This is a genomic window from Paraburkholderia domus, assembly GCF_905220705.1.
GTDB classification, from domain to species: Bacteria; Pseudomonadota; Gammaproteobacteria; order Burkholderiales; family Burkholderiaceae; genus Paraburkholderia; species Paraburkholderia domus.
The window spans coordinates 1-23,798 of record NZ_CAJNAT010000018.1 but is presented as its reverse complement, the minus strand read 5'-3'; the positions used below and the strand labels follow the sequence as shown (position 1 = coordinate 23,798).

At 61.6% G+C, this 23,798-nt stretch carries 26 protein-coding genes; 13 read left to right on the top strand and 13 right to left on the bottom strand.

Features of this window, described 5'->3' with window-relative positions:
- Positions 1-33 precede the first annotated feature (33 nt).
- A complete protein-coding gene (locus KHO31_RS25545; protein WP_201071207.1) occupies positions 34-744 on the bottom strand; it encodes a lysophospholipid acyltransferase family protein in 711 nt (236 codons plus the stop codon).
- A gap of 156 nt (positions 745-900) precedes the next feature.
- Here KHO31_RS25545 and KHO31_RS25540 point away from each other — a divergent pair, with 156 nt between their 5' ends.
- Positions 901-1,440: a hypothetical protein gene (locus KHO31_RS25540; RefSeq protein WP_321207299.1), complete on the top strand. Its 540-nt coding sequence runs from the start codon at positions 901-903 to the stop codon at positions 1,438-1,440.
- A gap of 33 nt (positions 1,441-1,473) precedes the next feature.
- On the opposite strand, the gene KHO31_RS25535 is transcribed toward KHO31_RS25540, so the two are convergent.
- From KHO31_RS25535 to KHO31_RS25505, 7 genes are all read right to left on the bottom strand, one after another.
- Entirely contained in the window at positions 1,474-1,812 is a 339-nt protein-coding gene (locus KHO31_RS25535) for a hypothetical protein (RefSeq protein WP_201071205.1), read from the bottom strand.
- Between the two features lie 242 nt (positions 1,813-2,054).
- Entirely contained in the window at positions 2,055-3,350 is a 1,296-nt protein-coding gene (locus tag KHO31_RS25530; RefSeq protein ID WP_211624378.1) for a copper oxidase, read from the bottom strand.
- A gap of 1 nt (position 3,351) precedes the next feature.
- Entirely contained in the window at positions 3,352-4,785 is a 1,434-nt protein-coding gene (locus KHO31_RS25525; protein ID WP_211624376.1) for a TolC family protein, read from the bottom strand.
- Entirely contained in the window at positions 4,782-5,084 is a 303-nt protein-coding gene (locus KHO31_RS25520; RefSeq protein WP_211624374.1) for a hypothetical protein, read from the bottom strand. Before KHO31_RS25520 ends, KHO31_RS25525 begins: the two co-directional genes overlap by 4 nt.
- A 550-nt stretch (positions 5,085-5,634) precedes the next feature.
- On the bottom strand, positions 5,635-6,225 hold the full coding sequence (locus KHO31_RS25515) for a hypothetical protein (RefSeq protein ID WP_201071195.1): 591 nt from the start codon (positions 6,223-6,225) through the stop codon (positions 5,635-5,637).
- Between the two features lie 97 nt (positions 6,226-6,322).
- Complete coding sequence (locus tag KHO31_RS25510) at positions 6,323-6,583, bottom strand: DUF6723 family protein (protein ID WP_201071192.1); 261 nt, start codon at positions 6,581-6,583, stop codon at positions 6,323-6,325.
- Positions 6,584-6,783: 200 nt separating this feature from the next.
- Positions 6,784-7,431 (bottom strand): glutathione S-transferase family protein, encoded by a 648-nt coding sequence (locus KHO31_RS25505; protein ID WP_211624372.1) that lies wholly within the window; start codon positions 7,429-7,431, stop codon positions 6,784-6,786.
- A gap of 104 nt (positions 7,432-7,535) precedes the next feature.
- On the opposite strand from KHO31_RS25505, the gene KHO31_RS25500 reads away from it, so the two are divergent.
- The 6 genes from KHO31_RS25500 to KHO31_RS25475 all read left to right on the top strand — a co-directional run bounded on the left by KHO31_RS25500 (position 7,536) and on the right by KHO31_RS25475 (position 13,830).
- On the top strand, positions 7,536-8,516 hold the full coding sequence (locus tag KHO31_RS25500) for a helix-turn-helix transcriptional regulator (protein ID WP_236071466.1): 981 nt from the start codon (positions 7,536-7,538) through the stop codon (positions 8,514-8,516).
- Positions 8,517-8,667: 151 nt separating this feature from the next.
- Positions 8,668-9,897 carry an alkaline phosphatase family protein gene (locus KHO31_RS25495; protein ID WP_201071186.1) on the top strand — a complete coding sequence of 410 codons (1,230 nt, stop codon included), beginning with the start codon at positions 8,668-8,670 and terminating at the stop codon, positions 9,895-9,897.
- 8 nt (positions 9,898-9,905) lie between these two features.
- Complete coding sequence (locus KHO31_RS25490) at positions 9,906-11,174, top strand: cytochrome-c peroxidase (protein WP_201087098.1); 1,269 nt, start codon at positions 9,906-9,908, stop codon at positions 11,172-11,174.
- 115 nt (positions 11,175-11,289) lie between these two features.
- Entirely contained in the window at positions 11,290-11,931 is a 642-nt protein-coding gene (locus KHO31_RS25485; RefSeq protein WP_201071179.1) for a lytic transglycosylase domain-containing protein, read from the top strand.
- Between the two features lie 178 nt (positions 11,932-12,109).
- Complete coding sequence (locus KHO31_RS25480) at positions 12,110-12,799, top strand: DUF2242 domain-containing protein (RefSeq protein ID WP_201087099.1); 690 nt, start codon at positions 12,110-12,112, stop codon at positions 12,797-12,799.
- A gap of 779 nt (positions 12,800-13,578) precedes the next feature.
- Positions 13,579-13,830 (top strand): hypothetical protein, encoded by a 252-nt coding sequence (locus KHO31_RS25475; RefSeq protein ID WP_201071166.1) that lies wholly within the window; start codon positions 13,579-13,581, stop codon positions 13,828-13,830.
- A 32-nt stretch (positions 13,831-13,862) separates the two neighbouring features.
- Here KHO31_RS25475 and KHO31_RS25470 read toward each other — a convergent pair whose 3' ends face one another.
- The 3 genes from KHO31_RS25470 to KHO31_RS25460 are packed head-to-tail and all read right to left on the bottom strand — an operon-like array spanning position 13,863 to position 16,996.
- Positions 13,863-14,798: a DMT family transporter gene (locus KHO31_RS25470; protein ID WP_236061246.1), complete on the bottom strand. Its 936-nt coding sequence runs from the start codon at positions 14,796-14,798 to the stop codon at positions 13,863-13,865.
- A 44-nt stretch (positions 14,799-14,842) separates the two neighbouring features.
- A complete protein-coding gene (locus tag KHO31_RS25465) occupies positions 14,843-16,270 on the bottom strand; it encodes an ATP-binding protein (RefSeq protein ID WP_211624370.1) in 1,428 nt (475 codons plus the stop codon).
- Entirely contained in the window at positions 16,271-16,996 is a 726-nt protein-coding gene (locus tag KHO31_RS25460; protein ID WP_211624368.1) for a response regulator transcription factor, read from the bottom strand.
- A 231-nt stretch (positions 16,997-17,227) separates the two neighbouring features.
- Between KHO31_RS25460 and KHO31_RS25455 the strand changes: the two genes are divergently transcribed.
- The 4 genes from KHO31_RS25455 (at position 17,228) to KHO31_RS25440 (ending at position 20,499) form a co-directional block, all read left to right on the top strand.
- A complete protein-coding gene (locus KHO31_RS25455; protein WP_201071155.1) occupies positions 17,228-17,944 on the top strand; it encodes a MipA/OmpV family protein in 717 nt (238 codons plus the stop codon).
- A 78-nt stretch (positions 17,945-18,022) separates the two neighbouring features.
- Positions 18,023-19,201 carry an SDR family oxidoreductase gene (locus KHO31_RS25450; RefSeq protein WP_201071152.1) on the top strand — a complete coding sequence of 393 codons (1,179 nt, stop codon included), beginning with the start codon at positions 18,023-18,025 and terminating at the stop codon, positions 19,199-19,201.
- A 106-nt stretch (positions 19,202-19,307) separates the two neighbouring features.
- Complete coding sequence (locus KHO31_RS25445) at positions 19,308-20,060, top strand: IclR family transcriptional regulator domain-containing protein (RefSeq protein ID WP_211624436.1); 753 nt, start codon at positions 19,308-19,310, stop codon at positions 20,058-20,060.
- A 226-nt stretch (positions 20,061-20,286) separates the two neighbouring features.
- Entirely contained in the window at positions 20,287-20,499 is a 213-nt protein-coding gene (locus KHO31_RS25440) for a hypothetical protein (RefSeq protein WP_201087102.1), read from the top strand.
- Between the two features lie 154 nt (positions 20,500-20,653).
- Here KHO31_RS25440 and KHO31_RS25435 read toward each other — a convergent pair whose 3' ends face one another.
- Both KHO31_RS25435 and KHO31_RS25430 read right to left on the bottom strand, forming a co-directional pair.
- Positions 20,654-20,932 (bottom strand): hypothetical protein, encoded by a 279-nt coding sequence (locus KHO31_RS25435; protein WP_201087103.1) that lies wholly within the window; start codon positions 20,930-20,932, stop codon positions 20,654-20,656.
- A gap of 137 nt (positions 20,933-21,069) precedes the next feature.
- Positions 21,070-21,825 carry a Mut7-C RNAse domain-containing protein gene (locus tag KHO31_RS25430; RefSeq protein WP_201071145.1) on the bottom strand — a complete coding sequence of 252 codons (756 nt, stop codon included), beginning with the start codon at positions 21,823-21,825 and terminating at the stop codon, positions 21,070-21,072.
- Positions 21,826-21,919: 94 nt separating this feature from the next.
- On the opposite strand from KHO31_RS25430, the gene KHO31_RS25425 reads away from it, so the two are divergent.
- Both KHO31_RS25425 and KHO31_RS25420 read left to right on the top strand, forming a co-directional pair.
- Positions 21,920-22,789, top strand: coding sequence for an NAD(P)-dependent oxidoreductase (locus KHO31_RS25425; RefSeq protein WP_093641056.1), 870 nt, complete (start codon positions 21,920-21,922; stop codon positions 22,787-22,789).
- An 80-nt stretch (positions 22,790-22,869) separates the two neighbouring features.
- Positions 22,870-23,505: a LysE family translocator gene (locus tag KHO31_RS25420; RefSeq protein ID WP_201071143.1), complete on the top strand. Its 636-nt coding sequence runs from the start codon at positions 22,870-22,872 to the stop codon at positions 23,503-23,505.
- Positions 23,506-23,798 lie beyond the last annotated feature (293 nt).

Below are 23,798 nucleotides of genomic sequence, written 5' to 3'. Positions count from 1 at the left end.
GTGGGAAGGCGCAGGCCCATGCATGTAAGGCGGTCAAAGCCGCGCCAGTTCTTTTTTCATCCACTCGTGGACCGCTCGACTCAGTTCCTGCTGTGAGAGGTCCCGAGGGGAGAATGCCGGGCCTACAACCACACGAATTTGTCCACGGCCGGTGGGCCAGCCTTTCGCCGGCCAGACTTTGCCCGCGTTGAGAACGACCGGAACAGCAGGCACGCCAGTTGCGCAAGCCAATCGAACGCCTCCCGATGTCATCCTCAACGGGGCATCGTGTGGCACCCGGGTTCCCTCCGGGAAAATGACAACGACATCTCCCTTCGCCAGCTTCTCAGCGCTTTCCTGCGTCACAGCCTGATGAGCCTGTCGAGCGGAGCCACGGTTCAGGCTAACCATGTCGAGGCCACGCAGCACCCATCCAAAAAAAGGAATGCGCAGAAGCTCCTCCTTGAAAACAAAGCTGATGCGCCTTGGAAAAAGTGCCAGAAATGCGAGTGTCTCCCACGTCGATTCGTGACGGCACAGCAGTATCGCGGGCCCTTCAGGAATATGCTCAAGCCCTTCTATCGAACATGAGACGCCAGGCAGCCAGCGCATCACCACCACCAGTGCGCGACACCATTGTTTTGCCAACCAGTATCGTCCAGTCCTGCCGACGAAAGGAAACAGGAGCAGTATGGCGATTGAATACAGCGTGCCGCTACCGAGAAGGTAGACGATGAACAGCCATTTAGTGAAAGTCGAGCGCATTGGGCCTGATTCAGATTGATTTGTGGCGGAACATTTCACCGTTGACAGGTGAGACTAAGCCGTGAGCGATGCGTTCGTTCCCCAGACCGAAATCGGCAACGCCACACCTGAAATCTGGCGTTCAACCGAAGCCAACCCTCTCCAGCCAAGTACGCGATGAACGAACCTACCGCAATGGATGACCGATTTGACAGACGTGAACTACTGCTTCATCTCGGGGACATACTCGAAGCTTCGAACTGTTTAGCCCAGGCAAGCAGGCCGACCGCGGCGGTGGTGCACCTTATGCGGGAAGATGATTCATTGCTGCACTTCGAGTTCCTCCGGGCGCTGGCGCCCACAATGACGGTGGCCGAATTCACTAAACGCGTCGCGAGCGCATTCTTCCCGTGGCCTAGGGAGCTGCTTGCGGCGGAGCTCAACCGGGACGCGCTGGCGGCAAGCGTTCAGCACAACCTGTTTGACGGTGACCTCGACGGCTGGAACGCGTATGTTACCTACGTCCAACGGACAGTAGCGTGGTTCGGGACCGGGCGTTCGACGGTGAAAGCGGGGGCGTCGGCAGGACCGGCTCGCGATGCCGCAAAGGATGCAACGCCGGCCGAGGTATCGGCCGTGGCCACGCTGCCCGCCAAGTCGGACGCACCCATCGAGAAGAGGGGGTGGCCTTGGCCCGAGCCAAGGTCGAAGTCCTGACCCCGAAAGCGGGGTGACCGGTTGCTCGCAAGCTTACGCCGGAGCAAATATCACTGCTCCAACGTCAGCGATGTGCGTAAAGCTTCGAACAAACCGGTACGTCTGGCCGCCGATCGCGATCCGGTTTACGCCTGCGTGCGTCAGTTCGAGTATCTCGTCTGCCACGTCCGCCGTGATGGTTCCGTGACCCGTCAACTCGTTGTCCTCGTCCGCCGGGTCGCCGATGTAGACAGCACAGACGTCTGGACCGCGGCGCATCATGACGACGTTCTTGCCCTCATCCAGCGAGAGTTCGAGATATTCAACCAGCGTCAACAATGACTCTGGCGTCTGTCCCTGCGGATCGTAAGCCAAACCAGAATCAGCAGTCATAGTGCCGTCCCCCGTCAAATGCGTCGGTCCTGAACCGGAAGCTCGCCCCCAAGGCGACGATATCTCCACTATAGGCGCCCATGTTCGAATGCGGGACATATTGGAAGGTCTACCGAAGAGCAGGTTCTGGCCGCCACGAGCTATGGACACTTACTTCTTCTGAAGCTGCGTCACGGTCAGGGCGCCAGCCACTTGTTAAAAAAAACAAACGCGAACCGGACTCCGTGTCCGGCGATACGGGTTCAGCTCTCCGGTAGTTCACCGGTGTATTCGTAGGCGACCGTCCCTTTGGGATGCCTGAACCAGCTTGGGTCGCGATAGTCGTTGCGGCCCAGTCCCTCCCGAACCTTCACGACAGTGAACATGCCGCCCATTTCCAGCGCGCCGAATGGGCCTGTTCCTGTCATCATCGGCAGCGTGTTGTCGGGTAGCGGCATCTCCATCTCGCCCATCGCACCACCCGTGCTGCCCATCGCCATGTAGTCCGGCACCAGCTTGTTGATACGCCTCGCCAGGTCTTTTTGCGGAACGCCAATCAGGTTGGGTACCTGGTGTCCCATCGCGTTCATCGTGTGGTGCGACTTGTGACAATGGAATGCCCAGTCGCCGGGACGGTTCGCTGTAAATTCGATAGCGCGCATCTGGCCGACCGCAACATCGGCGGTCACCTCGGGCCAGCGCGCAGACTGCGGAATCCACCCGCCGTCAGTCCCTGCGACCTCGAAGTGGTAGCCGTGCAGGTGAATGGGGTGATTGGTCATCGTCAGATTGCCGCACCGGATACGCACGCGGTCCCCTGCACGTACCGGTAACGGATCGATGCCTGGAAAAACGCGCGCATTCCAGGCCCACATGTTGAAGTCGGTCATTTCATTGACGCGCGGCGTGAAGCTGCCTGGGTCGATGTCATACGCGGACATGAGGAACACGAAATCACGGTCGACTTTCATGACGGCAGGGTCTTTGGGGTGCACGATGAACGTGCCCATCATCCCCATCGCCATCTGCACCATCTCGTCGGCGTGCGGGTGGTACATGAACGTGCCGTGCTTCTCCAGCTGAAACTCGTAGACAAAGGTCTTGCCCGGCGGAATGTGCGGCTGTGTGAGACCGCCGACGCCATCCATGCCGCACGGCAGGAGCATGCCGTGCCAGTGAACCGTGGTGTGCTCCGGCAACTTGTTGGTCACGAAGATGCGCACCTTGTCGCCTTCGACTGCCTCGATGGTGGGTCCCGGCGCCTGGCCGTTATAGCCCCACAGGTTGGCATTCATGCCCGGCGCCATTTCGCGTACAACCGGCTCGGCAATCAGGTGGAATTCCTTCCAGCCATTTTTCATGCGCCACGGCAGTGACCAGCCGTTCAGCGTGGCAACGGGCGTGTAGGGACGGCCGTTCGGAGGGGCGAGCGGCGGCTGCATCGTCGCCTTATCCATCGTGAGAGCCTCAGGAAGCGAGGCGGCACCGGCCTTGCTGACCAGTGCCGCCCCCAACAGGGCGGCCCCGGAACCGCTGAGAAAATTTCGACGAGACAGCATTTCATTTACCTTCTGAATCGGCGGGCGACGCTGGTTGCGTCGTTGTGGCGGATGGCGCGGAGACCATCGCCAGTGGTTGCAGACGGCCGCCGAGTGCCTGCTGCAGGTCGGTCTCTGCGAGCCAGTAGTCCTTCAACGCGTCGATATAGCTGTTCACCGCGCCGACCTGGTCGCGTGAATCGGCGAGCAGTTCGAACACGCTCGCGAGCATGCCGTTGTAGCGAAGCAGGAGCTCGTCCGAGACGGTCTTCCGGATTGGCACGACCTCATCGCGGTAATGCTTCGCGACGTCGTAGTCAGTCACGTAGGCTGAATACGACTCGCGAACTTCGGACCGGGCGTTAATGGCGGTCTCGGCGACCCGGTCAACCGACTGCATATAAATCGCTTCGGCGCGCGCAACCTTCGAACCGCCCCAGTTGAAGAGGGGAATCTCGACACTGATTTCGTAGCCCTGCTCATGGCCGTCGGCGGTCGTGAAATTGTTCTGATAGCCGACGTCCAGGGCGTTGATGAAACGCGTCGCTTTGCTAAGACCCAATGAGGATGCAACGCTCTGCGTTTGGAGCTTCGCAGCCTGGATATCCAGCCGGTTCCGCATCGCGAAGCGCTCGAGGTTGTTTAGCTCGGGGCGGTCCTTGGGCAGGTCCGGCAAGCGCCCGGGAAGCGTGTACTGCGCTTCCGCGCCCCATAGCCCCATTGTTCGAGTGAGTTTTTCCCGTGTGGACACCGACCGCTGTCGGGTCCTGGCGAGCTGCGCCACCGCATCTGCATAGAAGGCCTGCTCGCGCGCGTAGTCGAGTTTGCTGAAGTTGCCAGCCTGCTGCATCCGCAAGGAGAGTTCGGCACCGGCCTCGGCCGAGTCCTTCACCTGCTCCGCATACGCGGCAGACTGCTGCGCTGCGACTGCGCTGACATAGGCACGCCGAGCATCCGCGGCGACCTTGAGCATCGCGTCCGCAGCAAGCAGCTTGGTCTGCTCGAAGCGGCGACGCTCAATACGCGTCGCCAATGGCAGTGTCAGGACATTCAACAGGCCGAGCGTGAAGGTGCGGCTGATGCTCAGGTCATTGCTCCCATGCGTCCGGCTGAACGTGAAGCCAGGGTTCGGAAGCCGGCCGGCCTGAACCAGGTCCGCCTCGGCAATACCGAGTTCGCCGTATGACGCCTGAAGCCCCCGGTTGTTCAGCAGAGCGATCTGGACTGCATCGTCCATGCTCAATGGTCCGGAAAGCAGTTCCTGCGTTCGTCTGGTGACAGCGTCCCGGTCTTCGTCGGTCCTCACTCGTACTGCGTCTTTCCCGAGACGCTCGGAAGCGGTTGTCGAAACGGCGGTGAACCCTCCGTCCTCCGAAAACGTCGTGCAACCGGCGAGCAACACCAGAGCCGTGGCGGCAGCGACGATGCGGCTGCCTGAAAAGGAATCCGGGGTCATTTGGCCGGCCCCCCGTGTTTCGCGCTGTGCTCGTCGTAGTTGGCGTCGGAACTGCTAGCCGGCGGGTTGCCGTGGCTCATTCCTTTCATCGCCGGAGCACTTGTCACCGCCCGATTGAGCGCCTGCCAGGTAGGCGCTTTCTGGTCCCGGTACGGCTGGTAACCGGCGAAGGCGGACGGCATGTTGACCGCAGGAACCGATGCGGAGGCGTCGGCCGGGTCAGAAGGTGGTGCTGTGGCGTGCGCGAGCGACGGCAACAATGCCGCCGCGCTGAGCAGCGCCGCGATAAACATTCGCATGGATTTTTCTCGTCGTAAGTCACCTGGATGGCCGGCATACGGACATCAGGGCGAAATTGCGCATCGCGGCCTCAGACCGCGGCAAAGGACTAGACGAGGAGGGTTCTGGGAGGTCGTTCGATGCCGCTAGTCAGGAACGATGCGGCATTGACAGAGGAAGGAAGCGGCACAGCAAGGTGAGCGATGTCGGCGTGTGTCGCCGTTGTCGGGCCGACAGGAAAACCAGCACCGAGACAGCAGGACGCGCAGGTACTGCAGGCGTGCGCATGAGGCGCTTCGCCGGGATGATGGCCGGGGTGGCTAGCGTCGGCCATTGCGGCAACGTGCATATCGTGACTGTGAGCCGACCCAGACGCATGTTCATCTTGCGCCGACGTCATTTCGCCCATGAAATGCGAGGTCTCGCATTTCATGGAGAGAGCCGCGAACGACTGAACCGGAAGGCTCAGTACCAGCAGCATGATGACGAAGAATTTGCGCCAATATGACATGGGGTTGGAGTCTAGCATGCTGTTTAAGAGGAATGTAAGCTAGGCGCGGCGCGCTCTTCTCACTTCCTCACCACCTCCACCGCAGCCGCCGAAACAAACTCCGCCCGCACACTGTCCCCGACTTTCAACTCATTGAGCGGAACGTCCCTCGCAGCCCTCAGCACCTGCTGATGCTTCGGTCCACGTAGCGTCACCATCCGGCTCTTACGGTCGATCTTCAGCACCGTCGCGACAACCTGCACGCGATGCGCCGATGACGCGTATCCCGCCGAAGCCGGTATCGCCGCCGTCGTCTCGATGCGTTCACGCACACCTTTGGTCGTCACCTTGTCGATCTGAAGCAGCAGCGCCTGTTGATAAGCAATGTTTAGTTTGTCGCCGACGCGCAGTTTGCTGACATCGGCCAATTGGGGATTGACGTCGACATCCGTCAGATGGCCGTGCGGGCCACGCAGCGTGACGCTGTTGGTGGCGGGATAGATAGCGACTACATGGACCTGGGTGTGAACGACCTCGGCTTCTCCGAGCGCCTTCTGACCGGCATTGGCGTCAGCGTCCTGAGCGAGGCCGGATTGACAGCAAGCGGCCATCAGCACAGCCGCGCTCCACTTAGCCGCAGCAGATGGGCCTGCTTTGCGTAGACGAGTCATCCTTTGCTCCCAAAGTGACCAGTTCAAACGACGGCCCCGAGTGGCTAAGCTTAGCGGCTCACCTAAGTACCCCCAAAACCCAGCCACGCTTCTACGCTTACAACTCCGGACGCGCCAGGTCGCTGGTCACGATATGCTCGCCATACACCTGCGCCGCCGCGACAGCTTCCAGTTTTGTCGCGTAAGGCCCGAGTTCCGGCGCGCCGTCGAACGGGAATAGCACGCGGCCATCGGTGGTTCGAACCACTTTCAAGACGCCGAAAAACCGGCGGTAGCCAGCCAGCTTCGATGTCGCCGAAACGTCAAAATCGTCTTCCGACGTCGCGGGGACACTGGGAATAAATACGGTCTTGCTCATACCTGAAAACATCTCTTGTTCAATGGGCCGCCAGCTGCTCGAAAGGCCAAGGCTACACCCGGTTGTCCCGGGAAGACATTCACCGGCGGCCTTCATTGTCTCAAATCCTCGCGCGTTCAACCGGGTGCCAGTTCAGTCAGCCACCGCACGTATCCCGTGTCTTTGATCCACGCAACAGGCACGGCGGCCAGATCGCGCTGTCAAGCGTCGTTGACCGCCGCCGCGTGCTCGGCCGCCAGCGCGACATCCCGCTCGGTCACCATCACGAAGCTCGGCCGCGAGCAGACCCGCTGGGCATACTCGAGCACAACCGGCGTCTCGGGCACCAGCTTGAACATCATTCCCCAATGCAACGCGATGCCCCACAAGATGTCCGCAGCCGACATCCTGTCGCCGAGCAGATAGGGCGAAGCCTCCAGCTGGCTCGTCAAGGTCTCGAGCATCGAGTCGAAATCGCCGTACGGCGAGGTAGCGTGCGGCGCCGGTTCGCGCTTCATCGCCTTGTCGACCAGCGCCGGTTCGTAACATGCCGCGTAGTACACCAGCCAGCGCAGATACGGCCCGCGCGACGGATCGTCGAGCGTCGGCGCGAGGCCCGCTTCGGGAAACAGGTCGGCCAGATAGATAAAGATGGCGACCTGTTCGGTGACCAGCGCGTCGCCGTGAAGGATCGCCGGCACTTTGCCGAGCGGATTGATTGCGAGATACGGCGCCTTGCGCTGCTCGCCGGCTTTCATGTTCAGCACCTTCAACTGATACGGGGCGCCGAGCTCCTCGAGCAGCGTGAGTGCGCTCACTGAGCGGCATTGCGGTGAGTGGAACAGCGTGATCGTGCGGTCGGTGGTCATGGCGGGGGCCTTCTGAGTGTGAGTGTCTCGTGGGAAAAACCAGCGTCCATCAGGCGCCGGAAGTCCTCATCCTAAGCGCCTATACCTGTCAGTTTGTGTCAGGTATGACTACACTTGTCCGAATGAGAGCCAGCCGTCTTCTTTCCATCCTGATGACCTTGCAGGCGCGCGGACGCGTGACCGCGCAGTCGCTCGCCGACGAATGCGCAGTCTCGCTACGCACCATCTATCGCGACGTCGACGCCTTGTGCGCCGCAGGCGTTCCCGTCCAGAGCGACCGTGGCGCGGAAGGCGGCTATCGCCTGCTCGACGGATACCGTACGCGTCTGAACGGACTGTCGTCGCAGGAAGCGGAGGCGCTGTTCCTCGCCGGCTTGCCGGGACCGGTGCAGGCACTAGGTCTCGGCGCCGTGATGGCCGGCGCGCAAACCAAGTTGCTCGCCGCGCTGCCGGTCGAACTGCGCTCGACCGCGGAGCGCATGCGCTCGCGTTTTCACCTCGACGCCCCGGCCTGGTTTTCCGACGCGGATCGGCCCTCGAATCTGCCGTTGATCGCCGGCGCGGTGTGGGAACAGCATCCGCTGCAGATTCGCTATCAGAGCTGGAAAGCCGAAAAGTTTCGCCGGATCGAACCACTCGGCATCGTGCTGAAAGGGGGAGCCTGGTATGTGGTTGGGCGGGTCGGCGCGGACATTCGTATCTACCGCATTTCGCGCATTCTCGAGCTGAGCAGGCTGGACGAGACTTTCGAGCGGCCACTCGCCTTCGATCTGGCGGCTTACTGGCAAGACAGCACGCAACGTCTGTCCGAAGAGATGCATGCGAACGAAGCAACGCTGCGTCTGTCGCCGTGGGGCATGCAGATGCTCGAAGTCTTTACTTCACCGTTCGCACGCGCAGCCGCGAAAATCGGCGAGCCGGATCCGGTCGACGGCTGGCGCACGGTCACGCTGCCGGTCGGCTCAATGAGGCAGGCGTGCGCCGAACTGCTGCGCTTTGGTACCGAGGCCGAGGTGCTGACACCGCCGGAATTACGTGCGCGCATGGCGGAGGTTGCGGCGGCGCTGCATCGTCGTTACGCGTAATGAAGACATCGGTTCGCCGTTTCAGCGAACGACATATGTCGCTTGAAATGATCGATATGTGACGTAACGGTGACGCTGTTCACGGGGTCGTCATACATCATGCATAAAGTTTGCCCGCGAATAAAACTCCAATCCCCAAGGGCAAAAAAACATGTCACAACGCAGCTGGTTGCGTGCATTCTTCGCCGTCGTTTGCGCGGTCTTAATTGGCGTTATCGTCGCCGCGTGCGGTTCGTCGTCCTCGTCGGTCAATCTAACCGGGCAGCAGCAGATCCGGCACGTCTTCGTTATCACGCTCGAAAACGAAAACTACGCGACCACGTTCGGTGCGAACAGCAAGGCGCCGTATCTGTCGCAGACGCTGGCGTCGCAAGGGGCGATGGTGCAGCAGTACTACGGTACGGGGCACGTGAGCCTCGACAACTACATCTCGATGATCAGCGGTCAGGCGCCGACGCCGGAAACGGACAACGACTGCATCACCTATCAGGACTACAAGCTGACGGGCACGACGCCGGACGGTCAGGCGATCGGCTCGGGTTGCGTGTATCCGGCCAGCATCAAGACGCTGCCGGACCAGCTGAAGGCTGCGGGCTACACCTGGAAGGGCTATGAAGGCGACATGGGCAATGACCCTACGCGCGAAGCCGCCACGTGCGGCCACCCGACGCTCAACACGACCGACCTGACCCAATCGGCCGAAGCGCCGAGCGCGGCCGTACCGCTAGGCGATCAGTACGCGACGCGTCACAACCCGTTCATGTATTTCCACTCGATCATCGATTCGCCCGATTGCGGCCAGAACGTCGTGAACCTGAACAAGCTCACGACCGATCTGCAATCGATCTCAACCACCGCCAACTTCAACCTGATTACGCCGAGCCTGTGCGACGACGGTCATGATTCGCCGTGCGTGAACGGCCAGCCCGGCGGCCTGACGAGCGCGAACACGTTCCTGCAGAAGTGGGTGCCGATTATCACTGCCTCGCCGGCGTTCCAGCAGGATGGTCTGTTGATCATCAACTTCGACGAAAGCAGTTACGCCACCGTGACGCAGTCTGCGTCAGGCGAGAATCTGATCTTCTCCGGCGCGACCTGCTGCAGTCAGCAACCGGGTCCGAATCTGCCGGCGTTCCCGCAGACTTCGTCGCTGACGTACAAGGGCTTGACGATCAATCTGACCAAGCAGAGCTTCGGCGGCGACCAGACTGGCGCGGTCATGATCTCGAAGTTCATCAAGCCGGGCACGGTGTCGACGGTGCAGTACAACCACTACTCGATGCTCAAGAGCATTGAAGACATCTTCCAGCTGGGTTATCTGGGCTATGCGGGGCAGGCCGGTCTGGTCGGGTTCGGCAACGACATTTTCACGAACCTGTAAGCGACTCGATGCTGTTTTTTGCTACGCGATTCACCGCTAGCGCCGCCACGCGATTGGCGGCGCTAGCCGCGCTGGCCGGTGCCGTATTGCTGCCGTTCCTGGCAGTGGCTGCGTCGGCGCCGGCCGACGCGAAACCCGTCTACAGCGACGCCGCGGCGCTCGGCAAACTGATGTTCTTCGACGCATCGTTGTCGGCCTCGGGCAAGATGTCGTGCGCGAGCTGTCATAGCCCGTCGCACGCGTACGGGCCGCCCAACGGTCTGGCGGCGCAATTGGGCGGTCCGGACATGCGCTCGCAAGGCACGCGCGCCGTGCCGAGCCTGCGCTACGTGCTGAACCGCACGCCGATGTGGAGCCATGCCCAGGCCGCCAGCATGTCCGAGCGCCTGAGCGAAACGGACAACGCGCCGGTTGGCGGCTTTGGCTGGGACGGGCGCTTCAACCGGCTGCACGATCAGGCGAGTTTCCCGTTGTTCAATCCGGACGAGATGGCCAACAAGGACCCCGCGGCGGTGCTCGCGAAACTGGAGCAGGCGCCGTATGCCGCGCGCTTCAGGGAAGTGTTCGGGCAGAACATCTTCGCCGACCCCACCAGGGCGTTTGTGCAGGCGATGTATGCCATCGAGCGCTTCGAACTCGAAGACCCGAGCTTTCATCCATACACCAGCAAGTTCGATTACTACCTCGATGGTAAATTGCAACTAACGGCACAGGAGTTAAGAGGCAAAAAACTGTTCGACAATCCGACGGGGGGCAATTGCGCCTCGTGCCATATCGACCAATCGGGTGTCGACGGCTCTCATCCGCTTTTCACCGACTTCAACTTTCAGGCGCTCGGTGTGCCGCGCAATCCGGAGTTGCGTGCGAACGCAGATCCGAAGTACTTCGACATGGGTTTGTGTGGGCCGCTGCGTACCGATCAGTCGAGCGACAAAAGCAACTGTGGACTCTTCAAGTCGGTGTCGCTGCGTAACACGGCGACGCGGCAGGTGTTCTTCCACAACGGCCGCTTCCATACGCTGAAGGACGCACTGCGTTTCTACGTCCAGCGCGATACGAATCCGGCGAAGTGGTACCCGAAAGACGCCCACGGCAAGGTCGACAAATTCAACGACCTGCCGGTCGCGCTGCGCGTGAACGTCGATACCACCGACGTGCCGCTCACGCGCAAACAAGGTGAACGGCCGGTCTGGACGGAGCGGGATATCGACGATGTCGCAGCTTTCCTCGCCACGCTAAACGACGATTACGTGCTGAAACCGAAGCAGTCGAAATAGCGTATGTACACGCACCAGCCGGCCGCCTTTCCTCAGACGAATGTTGGCCATTTCGGTGCCTCTTTTGGGGGCAGAGCTATAATGCGCAGATCCCCTTTCTTTTCCGTCCTCCGTTATGAGCCGGTTACTTTGCCTGATCGTGCTTTCGCTCGGCCTGATGCAAGCCGCAACGGCCGACGAAAACAATGACCGCATGTCTGCGTATCTGACGCAGAAATTCGGTTTGGCAAAGGAAAAGGCTCAAAAGATTTCGGACGCGGTGCAGTCCGCCGCGTCGAAGTATTCACTGCCGCCGGCACTGCTGCTGGCGATCATCTCGATCGAATCCCGCTTCAAGGAAAAAGCCAAGGGCGCCAACGGCGCGACCGGGTTGATGCAGGTGGTGCCGGGCGCTCATCGCGGGCTGCTGAGGAACGTCAAGGACCTTACCGAGCCGACCACCAACATCGAAGTGGGCTCGGCGATCCTGTACGGCTACATGCGCTCGGCAAACGGCGACATGAACGCGGCGCTCAAGAGTTACGGCGGATCGCAGGCATACGCGAAGAAGGTGAGCTTGCGCGTCGAAGATTTCGCCGGTGTCGCCGGGCCGCAAGACGTCGCGTCGCGTCCGGACGCACAAGCCAGCACGTGCGAGGCCGACCGTTGCCCGGCGCCGGGCAACTGGGCCGACGCTTTCGCGATACCGGCCGGCGACGCCGCCGGAGTGAACGGCGGCGCGGCGCAGCAAAGCGCATCGCCTGCAACCCCGCACTGAGCGACAGCTCCCGCTTATTTTTCCTCGTTGTCCTGCTCCCGCACTGAAGCTTCGGACATGAGCCGTCACGTCGTATAAGGCGATGCGGGGCGCGCGCTGCGCGCTTTTTACGCACACCTGGCAACCGCTCTACAATGCATTCCCATTCGAGCTCACGCTGCGCCTCTTCCGATCGACCATGTTTACCTCGTTTTCCAAGGCGACTGCCGCCACGCTTCTCGGCCTGCTGACGCTTGCCGCCTGCAGCAGCGCCCCGCAACCGAAATTCCAGCAGGAATTGTTCGAAACGGGCGCGAGCCCTTACGCTCGAAATTTCAATTCGAGCACCACGGATGCCTGCGAGGCGGCGCGCCGCGCATTGCTGAGTCAGGGTTATCTGACGACGATGACGCGTACCGATACCGTCGATGGAACGAAAAATTTCCAGCCGACCGGCGATACCCACATCGTCGTCGAGTTCCACGTGGTGTGTACGCCGGGGGAAGAGGCTAGCAGCACCAGCATCGTTTATGTCAACGCCGTGCAGAACGGCTTTGCGCTGAAGAAAAGCGACACGTCGGCGAGCGTCGGGCTGAGCGTGCTGGGGTCGCTGTCGCTGCCGATCCGCTCGAACAGTGATGCAATGGTCAAGATTTCGAGTGAGACCATCCCATCGGGCAAGTTCTACGATCGCTTCTTTGGTCTCGTCGATCACTATCTGCAAACGGTGGTGCGCACGCAGCCGGTTGCAAACACCAGCATCGAGACGCGTATGTTGCCGGTGCCGGTCGAAGTAACCATCCCGGCGCCGCTTCCCGATATGCCCGATGCAATCGACAAGGCTGCTTCGGTGCAACCGGCAAGCGGAGCCAGCAGCGTGGCGCCGTGATGCATCTACCACTGCTGCGGGTTTTGGGCTGATCAAGAGCTGATCAGCCTTTGATCTCATCACGCTGCGGTACTTATCCTATGTCTTTTACTTCATACGTATATATATGTAGTAATAGTTAACAAGGGTTAACCCCTTCTGTGGATAACTCTGAAATTCCCCGTCACATCAATGTCATGCGAAATCCATAACCCTGCGGAACACGTCTGTAGAAAAACTACAAAGCTGGGATAACTTTGACGGGGCAAGCCTCGCGTCCCGTCTTATCAAGATTTCGCACACAGGCTGTCCGATGCGCTATCCCGAAGTTATTCATAGGGAATTGTGGATAACTTGTGCGTCCGGCCGTATACCGCCTGGCGCCGGTTCAGTCTTTTCCGTCGACGCCATCCGCTCGCCACCGTACAGACCGCGACCGTCCGGGCGTGCACATTGAAGCTGGAAGGTACAAAGATTGCGTCGATGTTTTTGCGAGCGCAACTGTTGCTATTTAGTCAAAATCATTTCAGCGACGCCCTTTCCAGGCATAGAGTTAAAGTGTTTTCTGAAGTTATTGGTGCAGTGCGGGGGTGTGCAATGAAACGCAGAACAGCACGACAGCTAGTCCGTCTTCTCTCGGATATCAGACATGCCAGCCACTGCACGACGCTGCGGGCGGCGGCCACAAACCGGGCCATATCCCTCGCATCCTCCGAGCATGATGAGGATGGCACCGATAGCGATGAAAACAACGAAGCCGCGCACGAGGCGAGTCACGACAAGCCGGCCCGGAGCGGATCATGAGAGCCGCAAGCGAACAATCGCTGCGTTTTCTGGTCGAGAAATGGCTGGCGCCAGGGCCGTCCGTCCCGATTCACGTCACCGAATTCAGCCGCACCCGTCTGGGCGGCAGGCGTTATGTGCGCGTGGAGACGTCTCCAGAAGCCGGATCGCGCGGTCTCTTTTTCTTTCGTCACGACGACGGCTGCTGGTGTGTGTTTCCACCCACTGCTGATACACCCAAGCTCTTCGCAAACCCACGCGCCGCTTAGCAGAGCCGGCCGCGCGGGCGACCGCTACGCCCTCACGCTTCATGAGGCAAGCGATCACCTTCGTTTCTGCGCCGCCGGGCGGGCATCACCTGGCACACGATCAAACCGGTGAGCATCAGCGCGCATCCAAATAGCGCGCGCGCCGACAGTGTTTCACCGAGTACGAGCCACCCGGCGAGCGCGGCGAAAACGCCTTCCATGCTGAAGATCACCGCAGCATGCGACGGCGCCGCGTACTTCTGCGCAACCACCTGAATCGTATAAGCGATGCCCACCGACAGCGCACCGCCGTACAGAATCGTCGGCGCGGCGCGCTCGATCATCGCGAGACTGACGGGCTCGATCACGAGGCCGACGGCCAGACATGCGAGCCCGCAAGTCACGAACTGCACGAGCGCCAGCATGAGTGTGTCGTGTCGCAGCGCAAATCGCCCCACCAGCATCATCTGCACGGAAATCACCACCGCGCCGGCAAGCTGATACCAATCGCCATACAGGATCGAGAAGTGCTCGTTGACGCTCAGAAAGTACATGCCGAGCGCTGCGAGCGTTGCACCGAGCCACGTGCCGAATCCCGTTCGATGACGAAAAAGCACACCCAGCAGCGGCACGATCACGACATACAACGAACTGATGAAGCCAGCGTTGGCGACCTTCGTGTATTGCAGGCCGATCTGCTGCAATGAAATCGACGCGGACAGCACGATGCCGAGCAGCACACCGGCACCGAGCAACTCACGTGCGCCGCCGGGTTCGCGCTTCGACAATTCCGCAAGCGCGGAGCGCCGCACACAGACGATCATGGTCAGCACGACCAGCGCGCCGAGCAGGAAACGCAGTCCGGTGAACAGAAACGGTCCGATCGCATCGAGGCTCAGGCGTTGCGCGACGAACGCGGAGCCCCAGATTATTGCCGCGATCAGCATCAGCAGGTTGGCGCGCAGGTGTTGGCGTGTGTCAGGTTTCAAAGGCGGTTTTTCGAATTTGGTTGTTCTAACAAGACGTCCAGGGCTTAGCCGTGACGCGTGGCGTCTTGCGGCGCCGCCTCGTTCATCGGCAACGGCAAGGCAGGCAAGGCAGGCAAGGTGATCACAAAGCGCGCTCCACCCGATGCCGCTTCTTCGAGCCGCACGTCGCCGCCGTGAACCAGCGCGACGCGCCGCACGATCGCGAGGCCGAGGCCGAAGCCGCCGGTGTGGCGGTCGCGGCTGCAATCGAGCCGATGAAACGGTTCAAATACGCGGCCGCGGTCGGCGAGGGGAATGCCGGGGCCGTCGTCCTCGACGATCAGCACCAATGTGCCTGCCGCGCCGGCGCCTGCGCTCAACGAAATCGTCTGCTGTGCATAGCGGGTGCTGTTGCGCAGCAGATTCAGCAGCGCACGCGCGACGAGTTTGGGATCGCAGACATGATACGCGGGCGTCCGGGCTACCGGCGTACGGGAACCCGGTGCACCGGCAGCGGATGTACCGGAAGCAGGCCTACCGACATCGGCATCCGCAGCAGGCACACGTGTGTTGACCGAAAGCGTCAGCGAACGGTCGGCGACATCGTTGGACATGCTCGCGGCGACGCTGTCGAGCAACTCGTCCACCGACACCCGCATCAGCACCAGATGTCCTTCACCTTGTTCCAGGCGGCTCAAAGTCAGCAGTTCGGTGACGAGTTCGTCGAGTTCGCGCACGTCTTTGCGCAGCGCCATTTGCCGTTCACGCTGCCGCTCGGGCGACTCGGGCGACTGCAACAACGCGAGTCCGAACTCGAGCCGCGCAAGCGGCGTCTTCAACTCGTGCGAGATGCCGCGCATCATTTCACGCTGGTTCAGGATCGACGCTTCGATCTGCTGCGCCATTTCGTTGAATTGCTGCGACAGCTCGTAGATGTTCGATTTCTTCGACAACAGCGCGCGGGTCGACAGATTGCCCGAACCGAATGCACGCGCCGCTGCTTCGAGCTTGCGCAACTCGCGCCAGTGATAGTGCACCCACACGATCACCGAAAGCAGCGTGGCAAGCGCGAGCAACGCATACGCGAGTGCCTGAATCTCGACGGTGGTAGCCTCGCTGCGACGCGCATTGACGACGATGCCGTCTGACAGAGGCAGGTAGTAACTCGTGGTGTCGTCGTCCAACACCAGCTTGCCATCGCGCAACTCGCGCCATTGGCGCTTGCCGACCAGTGGCTCGACCTCGTCGGTCGTCATCAACCTGAAGCCTTCGCTGCCGCGCTTTTTTAATTCCGCGAGCGCCGCGGCGCGATCCGGGCCCGCGTGCCGTTGCAGGTAATCCTCGAGTACGAATGCGTACGTACGGTCCGCGCCGCGCTCGGTTTGTGTGACGCGCTCATGGAACAGTTGCGAGAATGAGGTGTTGATGAACGCAATGGTGAGGCCGCCACCGATGACAACGATCAGATACAGGCGGATCAGCGAACGGAGCATTTATTCCTCCCACGCCGAAGGGCTGAACAGATAGCCGCGGCCCCAGATCGTCTTGATCTTGTGCGGCTCAAGCGACGCATCTTCGAAACGCCGGCGCAGCCGTGAGATTCCCGCGTCGACGGTACGGTCCAGACCGTCGAATTCGATGCCACGCAATTGTTTGAGAATGTCATCGCGGCTCAGCACGGTGCCGGCCGCGCGCGCGAGGATCAGCAGCAGGTTGTATTCGGCGGTTTTCAGATCGACCGGTTGACCGCGCCAGCTCACAGCACGATCGGGCGGAGAAATCACCAGTTCGCCGAAGGTCAGCGTGTCGTCCTGGATGGACGGTTCCACGCTTTTGGCCGGCTGCGCGCGCCGCAGCAAGGCGCGGGCGCGTGCGACCAGCACGCGCGGCTCGATCGGCTTGACGACGTAGTCGTCGGCACCGGTTTCCAGTCCGGCGATCTGATCGAACACGTCGACGCGCGCTGTCAGGATCAGCACCGGTACGCGCGAAAAGCTGCGAATGCGCCGGCAGACCTCCATGCCGTCCATATGCGGCAGCATCAGGTCGAGAATCACCAGCGCCGGTTTGTGTTCGTGCACGGCGGCCACGGCGGCGTCGCCGCGCCGCACGATCGTCACGCTGAATTCATAGCCGTTCAGATATTCCCCGATCAACTGCGCGAGGCGATCATCGTCCTCGATCAGCAGCACGCTGGTTTTGAGGGGGGCTTCGCTCATATCGGTCTCCACTATCAGGCGCCGATTCTATCCGCGCGCACCCATACCGGATACGCCGTGAACACTCGCGAACACTTGAACACAATTGCGCACACATTCCCCCAACTTCAGGACAGACGCGGCGAGGCGGCGTCCCTAGACTGCGGCTTCCGTCTCAAATAAAAAGTCCTGATCGTGCGCAAACGCCTCTCTTATCTTTGTGTTCCGCTGTTTGGCCTGACCTGCTCGTCGATGGCATACGCCGAGAATTTCTATCTGTTTTCGCTGGCCGGCGGTGTGGCGCCGCGCTATCAGGGCAGCCGCGATTACCGCCCGTTCGTGGCACCGTTGATCGCCGCCGAGTTCAGCAACGGCATCTTTCTGAACCCGATGGACGGCCTTGGTTACAAGCACAGCTTCGCCAACGGCCTGTTCGCGTCGGCGGCGTTGAGCTACGACTTCGGCCGCACCGATCGCAATCGCGCGGATTTGCCGGGCTCCGACTACCTGAAGGGCATGGGCCGGATTCCCGGCTCGGTGATGGTGTCCGTGCAGGTCGGCGCGCATCTGTTCGGTCCGTCGACGATCAGCATCACGCTGGACCAGCCGCTCACCAACACGAGTCACGGTACCAGCGGGCACGTCGATCTGACCGTGCCGGTGCTGCAATCGGTCGACAACGACATCAGCATCACGGGCAGCGTGCATGCAGGCAGCGGCAGCTATACGCAGACCTTCTTCGGCGTCACCGATGCGCAGGCGGCCGCGAGCCGCTTTCAGCCGTATGCAGTGAAAGGCGGATTCGACAGCGCGAAGGTGTCGGCCGCCTGGACGTACATGGTTTCGCCGCGCTGGTCGGTGCATACCGAAGGCGGCGTGACGCGGCTGCTCGGCGCGTCGGCGAACAGCCCGATCGTGCAGTCGAAGAACAATTACTTCGCGATCACGGCGCTGACGTATCGCTATTGATGTGCTTGTTGATGCGCCTATTCATCGGTTATCCGAATCGACGTTTCGACGATCTGACGTCCCTTCAAGGAGCTCGCGATGTTTGCATGGCAAACCCCTCTGTCCAACGCCTGGCAGGACAGCCTGGTATCGTCGGCGCGCGCGCAGGCGATTGGCGTCGACAGTTTGCTGCTGACCGGTGCGACTGGTTTTATCGGCGGCAATCTGTTTGTGACCCTGATCAACGCCGGCCTGGTCGAGCGGATGGTGTGCCTGGTACGAGGCGCCAGCGTGGCCGATGCGCTTGCGCGGCTGCGCGCTTCGGCGGTGCGCTGCGGGCTGCCGCATTCTCGCGCTCAGCGGATCACTGAAGCAAACGTGATGGTCGGCGAGCTCGGCAGTGCGTTTTCGGAAACCGATCTGGCGCGGCTCGGCAAGGCATCGCACGTGATCAACTGCGCCGCGCTTGCGTCGTTTTCGACGCATCCGCAGGTGCTCGATACGAATGTGCGCGACACCTTGCGCTTCGCGTCGCGCTTTGTCGGCAGTAAAACGCTGCGGCGTTTTCTGCACGTGAGCACGGCAATGGCGTGCGGCACACAATGCGGTGCGAACGTGCAGGAATCTCCGTTCAGCTATGGCGAGACGCGCCACCTCGTGCCGTACACGCAAAGCAAACGCGAAGTCGAACGTCTGTTGCGCAGCACGTATCCGCGTCTGCCGCTGGTGGTGGTGCGGCCGTCGAGCGTGGTCGGCCATACGGTGCTCGGCACGTTGCCTTCGGCGAGCCTGTTCTGGGTGTTTCGGGTGGTGCACGGCGCGCGGCGCTTCACGGCGCGGGCGATGAACCGCATCGACGTGGTGTCCGCCGACGACTGCGCGCGTGCGCTCGCGCTGCTGGCGGTGAAGCCGTCACTGGCTTTCGATACGTATCACGTATCGGCGGGCGCCGAAGCGCCGACCATCGGTCAGATCATCAGCGCCATGGATGAAGCCACCGGTACCTCGGGCCGCCGCTATTCGATGTGCCGCGTGCGCGACTTCGGCAAGATCGCACGCGAGGTGGTGGGGCGCGACCGTTGCGGCAGTGGCCGCCTGATCGAACACGCGTTGCGTTTGTACGCCGGTTTCGCCGAGCTGGACTATACGTTCGACAACCGCCGTCTGCGTGAAGAGATCGGCTTCGAGCCGCTGCCCTTCACGGACTACGTGAGCGAATGCGTGCGGACCTCGCGCGGGGTGGGGATCGTCGAGCAGATGCGCTGGGACTTCAAATAAGCCGTCAGCCGGTTGCATGGCGAGCGACTCGCGCGATAATCGCGCAACGGCCATGCGGCTCAGGATACGACTGACCACAGGGTCGACCGACTTTCAGGCAGACGCAATGGACGAGAAAGACTGGATTGCCGGTGCCGCGAAGGCGCTGGCAATCATCGAGGCATTCGACGAAGAGCATGCGCGCATGACGCCGACCATGGTGGCCGCCCGCGCCGGGCTCTCGCGCACGGCGGCGCGCCGCTATCTGCTGACGCTGCGCGAACTCGGCTACGTGGATACCGATGGCAAGCTGTTCTGGCTCGCACCGCGCGTATTACGGCTCGGTCAGTCATATCTGGATTCGGCGCGCTTGCCGCGCACCGTGCAGCCGTTTCTTCAACGCATCACCGCAACTGTGCAGGAAACCGCGCTGGTCGCGATTCTCGACGAACACGACGTGGTCTACGTCGCGCGCAACGGCGTGAACCGGGCGATGGCGGTCGGTTTCGTGCTCGGCTCGCGGGCGAGCGCTCCGCTGTCGTCGGCGGGTCTGGTCCTGCTGGCCTTCCAGCCGCCAGAAAGCATCGAACAGTGGCTGGCGTCCTATTCGATCAAGGTGTTCACGCCGCACACCTATTCGACCGTCGAGCGCTTGCGCGAAGTGCTGGGCGAAATCCGCCGCGACGGTTATGTCGTCACCGATCAGCAACTGGAGTTGGGCATGCGTGGCGTGGCGGTGCCGTTGCGTGACCGGCATGGCTCGGTCGTGGCGGCGATCAGTGTGAGCATGCCGATCGGCCAGGAGTCGGCGAATGCCGCACTGCATCGGGTGCTGCCGACCCTTCAGGAAACCGCCAGTTTGCTGCGAAACCTGGTCTAAAAGCAGTACTAGGTAATCTCCCTGATACGGCATGCTTAATGAGTGAAAGAATATCGAAAGCAAGCTGTCTCGCGGAAAATACATATCGAGTTTTGCGCATGACAAACCGCCTACGCTGCGTAATACTCTCCCGCGGGGAGCGGTAAGGCGCCTCAAGCCTTGTCTGCTTCACCGTTCAGCTATTTCATTCACATTGACTCAGTCGTCCAGGTTTGGGGAACAACACATGAAAAAATTCATCATCTCGCTCGCAGCCGCATCGATCGCGCTGGTCTCCGTTCAAGCTTTCGCACAGGCATCGGACGCAGCAGCGCCGGCCGCCGCAGCTAGCGCACCGAAGAAGCATCACACCAAGACTCTGAAGACGCACGGTAAAAAGGCTCCGGTTTCGGCAGCTGCGTCGGCAGCCGGCACGAACGACAAGGGCACGGCAAACTAAGCTCACGCTTGGTTTCGTTGGGCGAACCCTGCCGGTTTCCTTCTGCATACCGCTAGTCGGCGAGTGCAGCGCAGTTCCGGTTAAATGTCGCCAGCAAAAAGGCCAGAGCTTCTGCTCTGGCCTTTTTGTATTGGGCGGCGGCTTTGGGCGACGTTTAGCCCGCGAGGCCGCGCTTGATGACCTCATTCAGCAGTCCGGTCATACCTTCCGGATGCGCGGCGGCCCGTTCTTTCAGTTCCGTGACCAGGTCGCCATTCAGCTTGCAGGCGAACGCGACGAGGCCTTGCGCCTGGTCGAGCTTGCGCTGTTCGCGGCGATCGAGCTTCGGGTCCGCGGCAGCGGCTTTGCCGAAGCGGTCGGCGGTCGACAGTTTCATTGCGTTGTTCAGCTTGAGTGCCTTGTTCTTTTCAAGGTCGGTTTTTTTCATCGCCATTCGGAAGGCCTCTGCCAGATAAGTAATCCCGCATTGTACGCATCGCGCCGCGCGTCAAGCGAGCGGCGGCGATTTCGCACTCAAGCGGCGGTTGAATGGTGGTCAGACCGCGCAGAGTCTGAGCCGCCGAACGGTGTTCAAGCGGGCCGTTCCGGCGCGCCTGCCACGCTGTCCATCAGCGCACGCATTCGTTGCCAGTGCGTGCCTTCCCAGAACACCCGCCGACACACGTCGCAGGTGACAAACTGGTTATGCCGTTCCAATACGCCATCGGGCGCTCGATTGCCGACTTCATCTTTGGCGATACGCCGCAGCGGCGCATTGCACATCAGACACAAACGGAACGGCTGCGCGCTACCGGCCAGGTCGAGCCGTTCAAACACTTCACGCAATTGCTCGCGCGGCCGCAGCGTGCGCACGTAGCAGCCGTGCGTGATGGTGCGGCGTTTCAATAGCTCACGGTCGCGCGTCAGTACGATACGCTGTTGCGCGGCGGCGAGCGCTTCGATATCGGCGTCGGGATAGTGGTTGTCGTAAAGCGTATCGAAGCCGGCCAGCCGCAGCAGCGGGGCGAGACCGCCGAGATGCGCATCGGCAATGAAGCGCACCACGCGCAGCGGATGTGCGCGCACGCGCAATAGGGGCTGGATGTCCAGCGCTTCAAACTTGGGATAAACGGCTATGCGATCGCCGTCGGTCAACGGGTGATTGAAACCAACCGATTCACCGTTCACCAGGATCAGTTCGACTTCGGTATGCGGCACGCCGAGCACTTCGATCATATGTTTCGCTGTGGCGCCCTGCGCGCAGACGTAACTGAACGCGCGCCGGCGCAGCGGCCGGGCGAGAAAATCGTTCAGCTCCTCGTAGAAGCGGAATGTCGCGGTGACCATCGCACAAGTATCGCACTGTGTTTAATTGCGCGCTGCCCTGCAGGTGTCGCACGGGTGTGTTTTACTTCCAGTTCCTTAGAAGACGGAGCGACAGATGGACATCGGTTTTATCGGTCTCGGCGAGATGGGCGCCGCGATGGTTGCAAACATTTTGAAAGCCGGGCATCAGGTGCGCGTGTGGAACCGCTCGCCGGAACGCGCGCAGCCGCTCGCCGACGCAGGTGCGCGGATCGTCGCTACGCCGGCCGAAGCGTTTGCGGGCGACGCCGTGTTCTCGATGCTCGCCGACGATGCCGCGCTGCGCGAAGTCATCACCGCGTCGCTGCTGGAACACGCCCCGCGCGGCTTGATCCACGTGAACATGGCAACGATCTCGGTGGCGCTGGCCGAGGAACTGGCGACGGCACACGCGTCGCGCGGCGTCCATTACGTCGCGGCACCCGTGATGGGGCGGCCTGATGTCGCGGCGGCGGGCAAGCTGACGATCGTGGCAGGCGGCCCGGCCGAGTCGATCGACCGTGTGCAGCCGATTTTCGACGCCATCGGCCAGAAAACCTGGCGCATCGGTTCGCTGCCGCAGCAGGCGAACGTGATGAAACTCGCGGCTAACTTCATGTTGGGCGCGGCTGTGGAAACGCTCGGCGAGGCGGCCACGCTCGTCACCGGCCACGGCCTTGCGATGCAGGATTTCCTCGACGTCATCACGAGCGGCCTGTTTCCGGGACCGGTCTATTCGGGCTACGGCAAGTTGATCGCGGAGCAGCGCTACGAGCCGGCGCTGTTCAAGGCGCGCCTCGGGTTGAAGGATCTGCGCCTTGCGCTGGCGGCCGCAGATGCGGTTAACACGCCGCTGCCGATTGCGAGTGTCGTGCGCGACAGCCTGATCGAAGCAGTGGCGCATGGCGACGGCGAGAAAGACTTCGCCGTACTGGGGCAGGTGGCGGCTCGGCGGGCAGGGCGCTAAGCGGGAGCGGGGACATGCGCGCGCGCTTTAAGGTGCGCGCGGGCATAATAGCCGCCCGATCCTCTTCTGCGTCGATCCCAATGAGTCTGCATACCTGGTGGCTGTTTGCCGCCACTGTTTTTGTCGTTTCGGCGATTCCCGGCCCGAACATGCTGCTGGTGATGACACACGGCGCCCAGCACGGGCTGCGCCGTTCCAGCGCCACCATGGCTGGCTGCCTGTCGGCGCTGGTGCTGATGCTGGCGGTGTCGGCGGCGGGTCTCGGCGTGTTTCTCGAGGCGTGGCCGGCAATGTTCAGCGCACTGCGCATGATCGGCGCGGCTTACCTCGTCTATCTGGGCATCAAGGCCTGGCGGGCGCCGGCTGACGAAGGTGCTGCCGGCGAGGTCGACGAACTCTCCGCAAAGCCCGCGCGTTCGCGCCTCGCCTTGTTCCGCAACGGCTTCCTGGTGGCGAGCAGCAACCCGAAAGCCATCCTGTTCGCCGCCGCGCTGCTACCCCAATTCATCGACGCCGCAGAGCCCAAGCTGCCGCAGTTCGGCGTGCTCGTCGCTACTTTCGCGGTCATCGAGGTGAGCTGGTACCTGGTGTACGCGGGTTTCGGCACGCGAATCGGCGCCAGGTTGAAGAGCCGCAGCGTCGCCAGAATGTTCAATCGTCTGACAGGCGGGGTGTTCGTCGGCTTCGGCGCGATGATGGCGCTGGTGCGCCACTAGACAAATGGCGGACTGCTGCGCGGCAGGCTACGCCGTTCGCGGAGCGCAACGAGGACTGTGGTGCCCATACAACGCCGAGGGTCTACCCTAATTTGTATGTTGCGCCGCACCAAACCATTTGCTATAGTTCGTCTTGTCTCCTCCATGTCTCCTCTGATATGGATTCAGCCCGCCCACTTAGGCGGGCTTTTTTTTGGTGCGCCGAGCATGCGCAACAGCTAGGGGGTGCAAGTCCCCTTCTATGAGCAGGAAGTTGTCAAGGCCTTTCGCGAACTCCCCGTTTTGTGGACGCC

Bases quoted from the DNA above. Each gene is read 5' to 3' on its own strand.
- KHO31_RS25420 (WP_201071143.1), top strand. From the start codon at position 22,870: ATGAGTCTGCATACCTGGTGGCTGTTTGCCGCCACTGTTTTTGTCGTT.
- KHO31_RS25425 (WP_093641056.1), top strand. From the start codon at position 21,920: ATGGACATCGGTTTTATCGGTCTCGGCGAGATGGGCGCCGCGATGGTT.
- KHO31_RS25465 (WP_211624370.1), bottom strand. From the start codon at position 16,270: ATGCTCCGTTCGCTGATCCGCCTGTATCTGATCGTTGTCATCGGTGGC.
- KHO31_RS25545 (WP_201071207.1), bottom strand. From the start codon at position 744: ATGCGCTCGACTTTCACTAAATGGCTGTTCATCGTCTACCTTCTCGGT.
- KHO31_RS25440 (WP_201087102.1), top strand. From the start codon at position 20,287: ATGAAAAAATTCATCATCTCGCTCGCAGCCGCATCGATCGCGCTGGTC.
- KHO31_RS25475 (WP_201071166.1), top strand. From the start codon at position 13,579: ATGAGAGCCGCAAGCGAACAATCGCTGCGTTTTCTGGTCGAGAAATGG.
- KHO31_RS25455 (WP_201071155.1), top strand. From the start codon at position 17,228: ATGGCATACGCCGAGAATTTCTATCTGTTTTCGCTGGCCGGCGGTGTG.
- KHO31_RS25500 (WP_236071466.1), top strand. From the start codon at position 7,536: ATGACTACACTTGTCCGAATGAGAGCCAGCCGTCTTCTTTCCATCCTG.
- KHO31_RS25435 (WP_201087103.1), bottom strand. From the start codon at position 20,932: ATGGCGATGAAAAAAACCGACCTTGAAAAGAACAAGGCACTCAAGCTG.
- KHO31_RS25450 (WP_201071152.1), top strand. From the start codon at position 18,023: ATGTTTGCATGGCAAACCCCTCTGTCCAACGCCTGGCAGGACAGCCTG.
- KHO31_RS25460 (WP_211624368.1), bottom strand. From the start codon at position 16,996: ATGAGCGAAGCCCCCCTCAAAACCAGCGTGCTGCTGATCGAGGACGAT.
- KHO31_RS25510 (WP_201071192.1), bottom strand. From the start codon at position 6,583: ATGAGCAAGACCGTATTTATTCCCAGTGTCCCCGCGACGTCGGAAGAC.
- KHO31_RS25485 (WP_201071179.1), top strand. From the start codon at position 11,290: ATGAGCCGGTTACTTTGCCTGATCGTGCTTTCGCTCGGCCTGATGCAA.
- KHO31_RS25430 (WP_201071145.1), bottom strand. From the start codon at position 21,825: ATGGTCACCGCGACATTCCGCTTCTACGAGGAGCTGAACGATTTTCTC.
- KHO31_RS25530 (WP_211624378.1), bottom strand. From the start codon at position 3,350: ATGCTGTCTCGTCGAAATTTTCTCAGCGGTTCCGGGGCCGCCCTGTTG.
- KHO31_RS25515 (WP_201071195.1), bottom strand. From the start codon at position 6,225: ATGACTCGTCTACGCAAAGCAGGCCCATCTGCTGCGGCTAAGTGGAGC.
- KHO31_RS25490 (WP_201087098.1), top strand. From the start codon at position 9,906: ATGCTGTTTTTTGCTACGCGATTCACCGCTAGCGCCGCCACGCGATTG.
- KHO31_RS25505 (WP_211624372.1), bottom strand. From the start codon at position 7,431: ATGACCACCGACCGCACGATCACGCTGTTCCACTCACCGCAATGCCGC.
- KHO31_RS25535 (WP_201071205.1), bottom strand. From the start codon at position 1,812: ATGACTGCTGATTCTGGTTTGGCTTACGATCCGCAGGGACAGACGCCA.
- KHO31_RS25480 (WP_201087099.1), top strand. From the start codon at position 12,110: ATGTTTACCTCGTTTTCCAAGGCGACTGCCGCCACGCTTCTCGGCCTG.
- KHO31_RS25540 (WP_321207299.1), top strand. From the start codon at position 901: ATGAACGAACCTACCGCAATGGATGACCGATTTGACAGACGTGAACTA.
- KHO31_RS25520 (WP_211624374.1), bottom strand. From the start codon at position 5,084: ATGCGAATGTTTATCGCGGCGCTGCTCAGCGCGGCGGCATTGTTGCCG.
- KHO31_RS25495 (WP_201071186.1), top strand. From the start codon at position 8,668: ATGTCACAACGCAGCTGGTTGCGTGCATTCTTCGCCGTCGTTTGCGCG.
- KHO31_RS25445 (WP_211624436.1), top strand. From the start codon at position 19,308: ATGGACGAGAAAGACTGGATTGCCGGTGCCGCGAAGGCGCTGGCAATC.
- KHO31_RS25525 (WP_211624376.1), bottom strand. From the start codon at position 4,785: ATGACCCCGGATTCCTTTTCAGGCAGCCGCATCGTCGCTGCCGCCACG.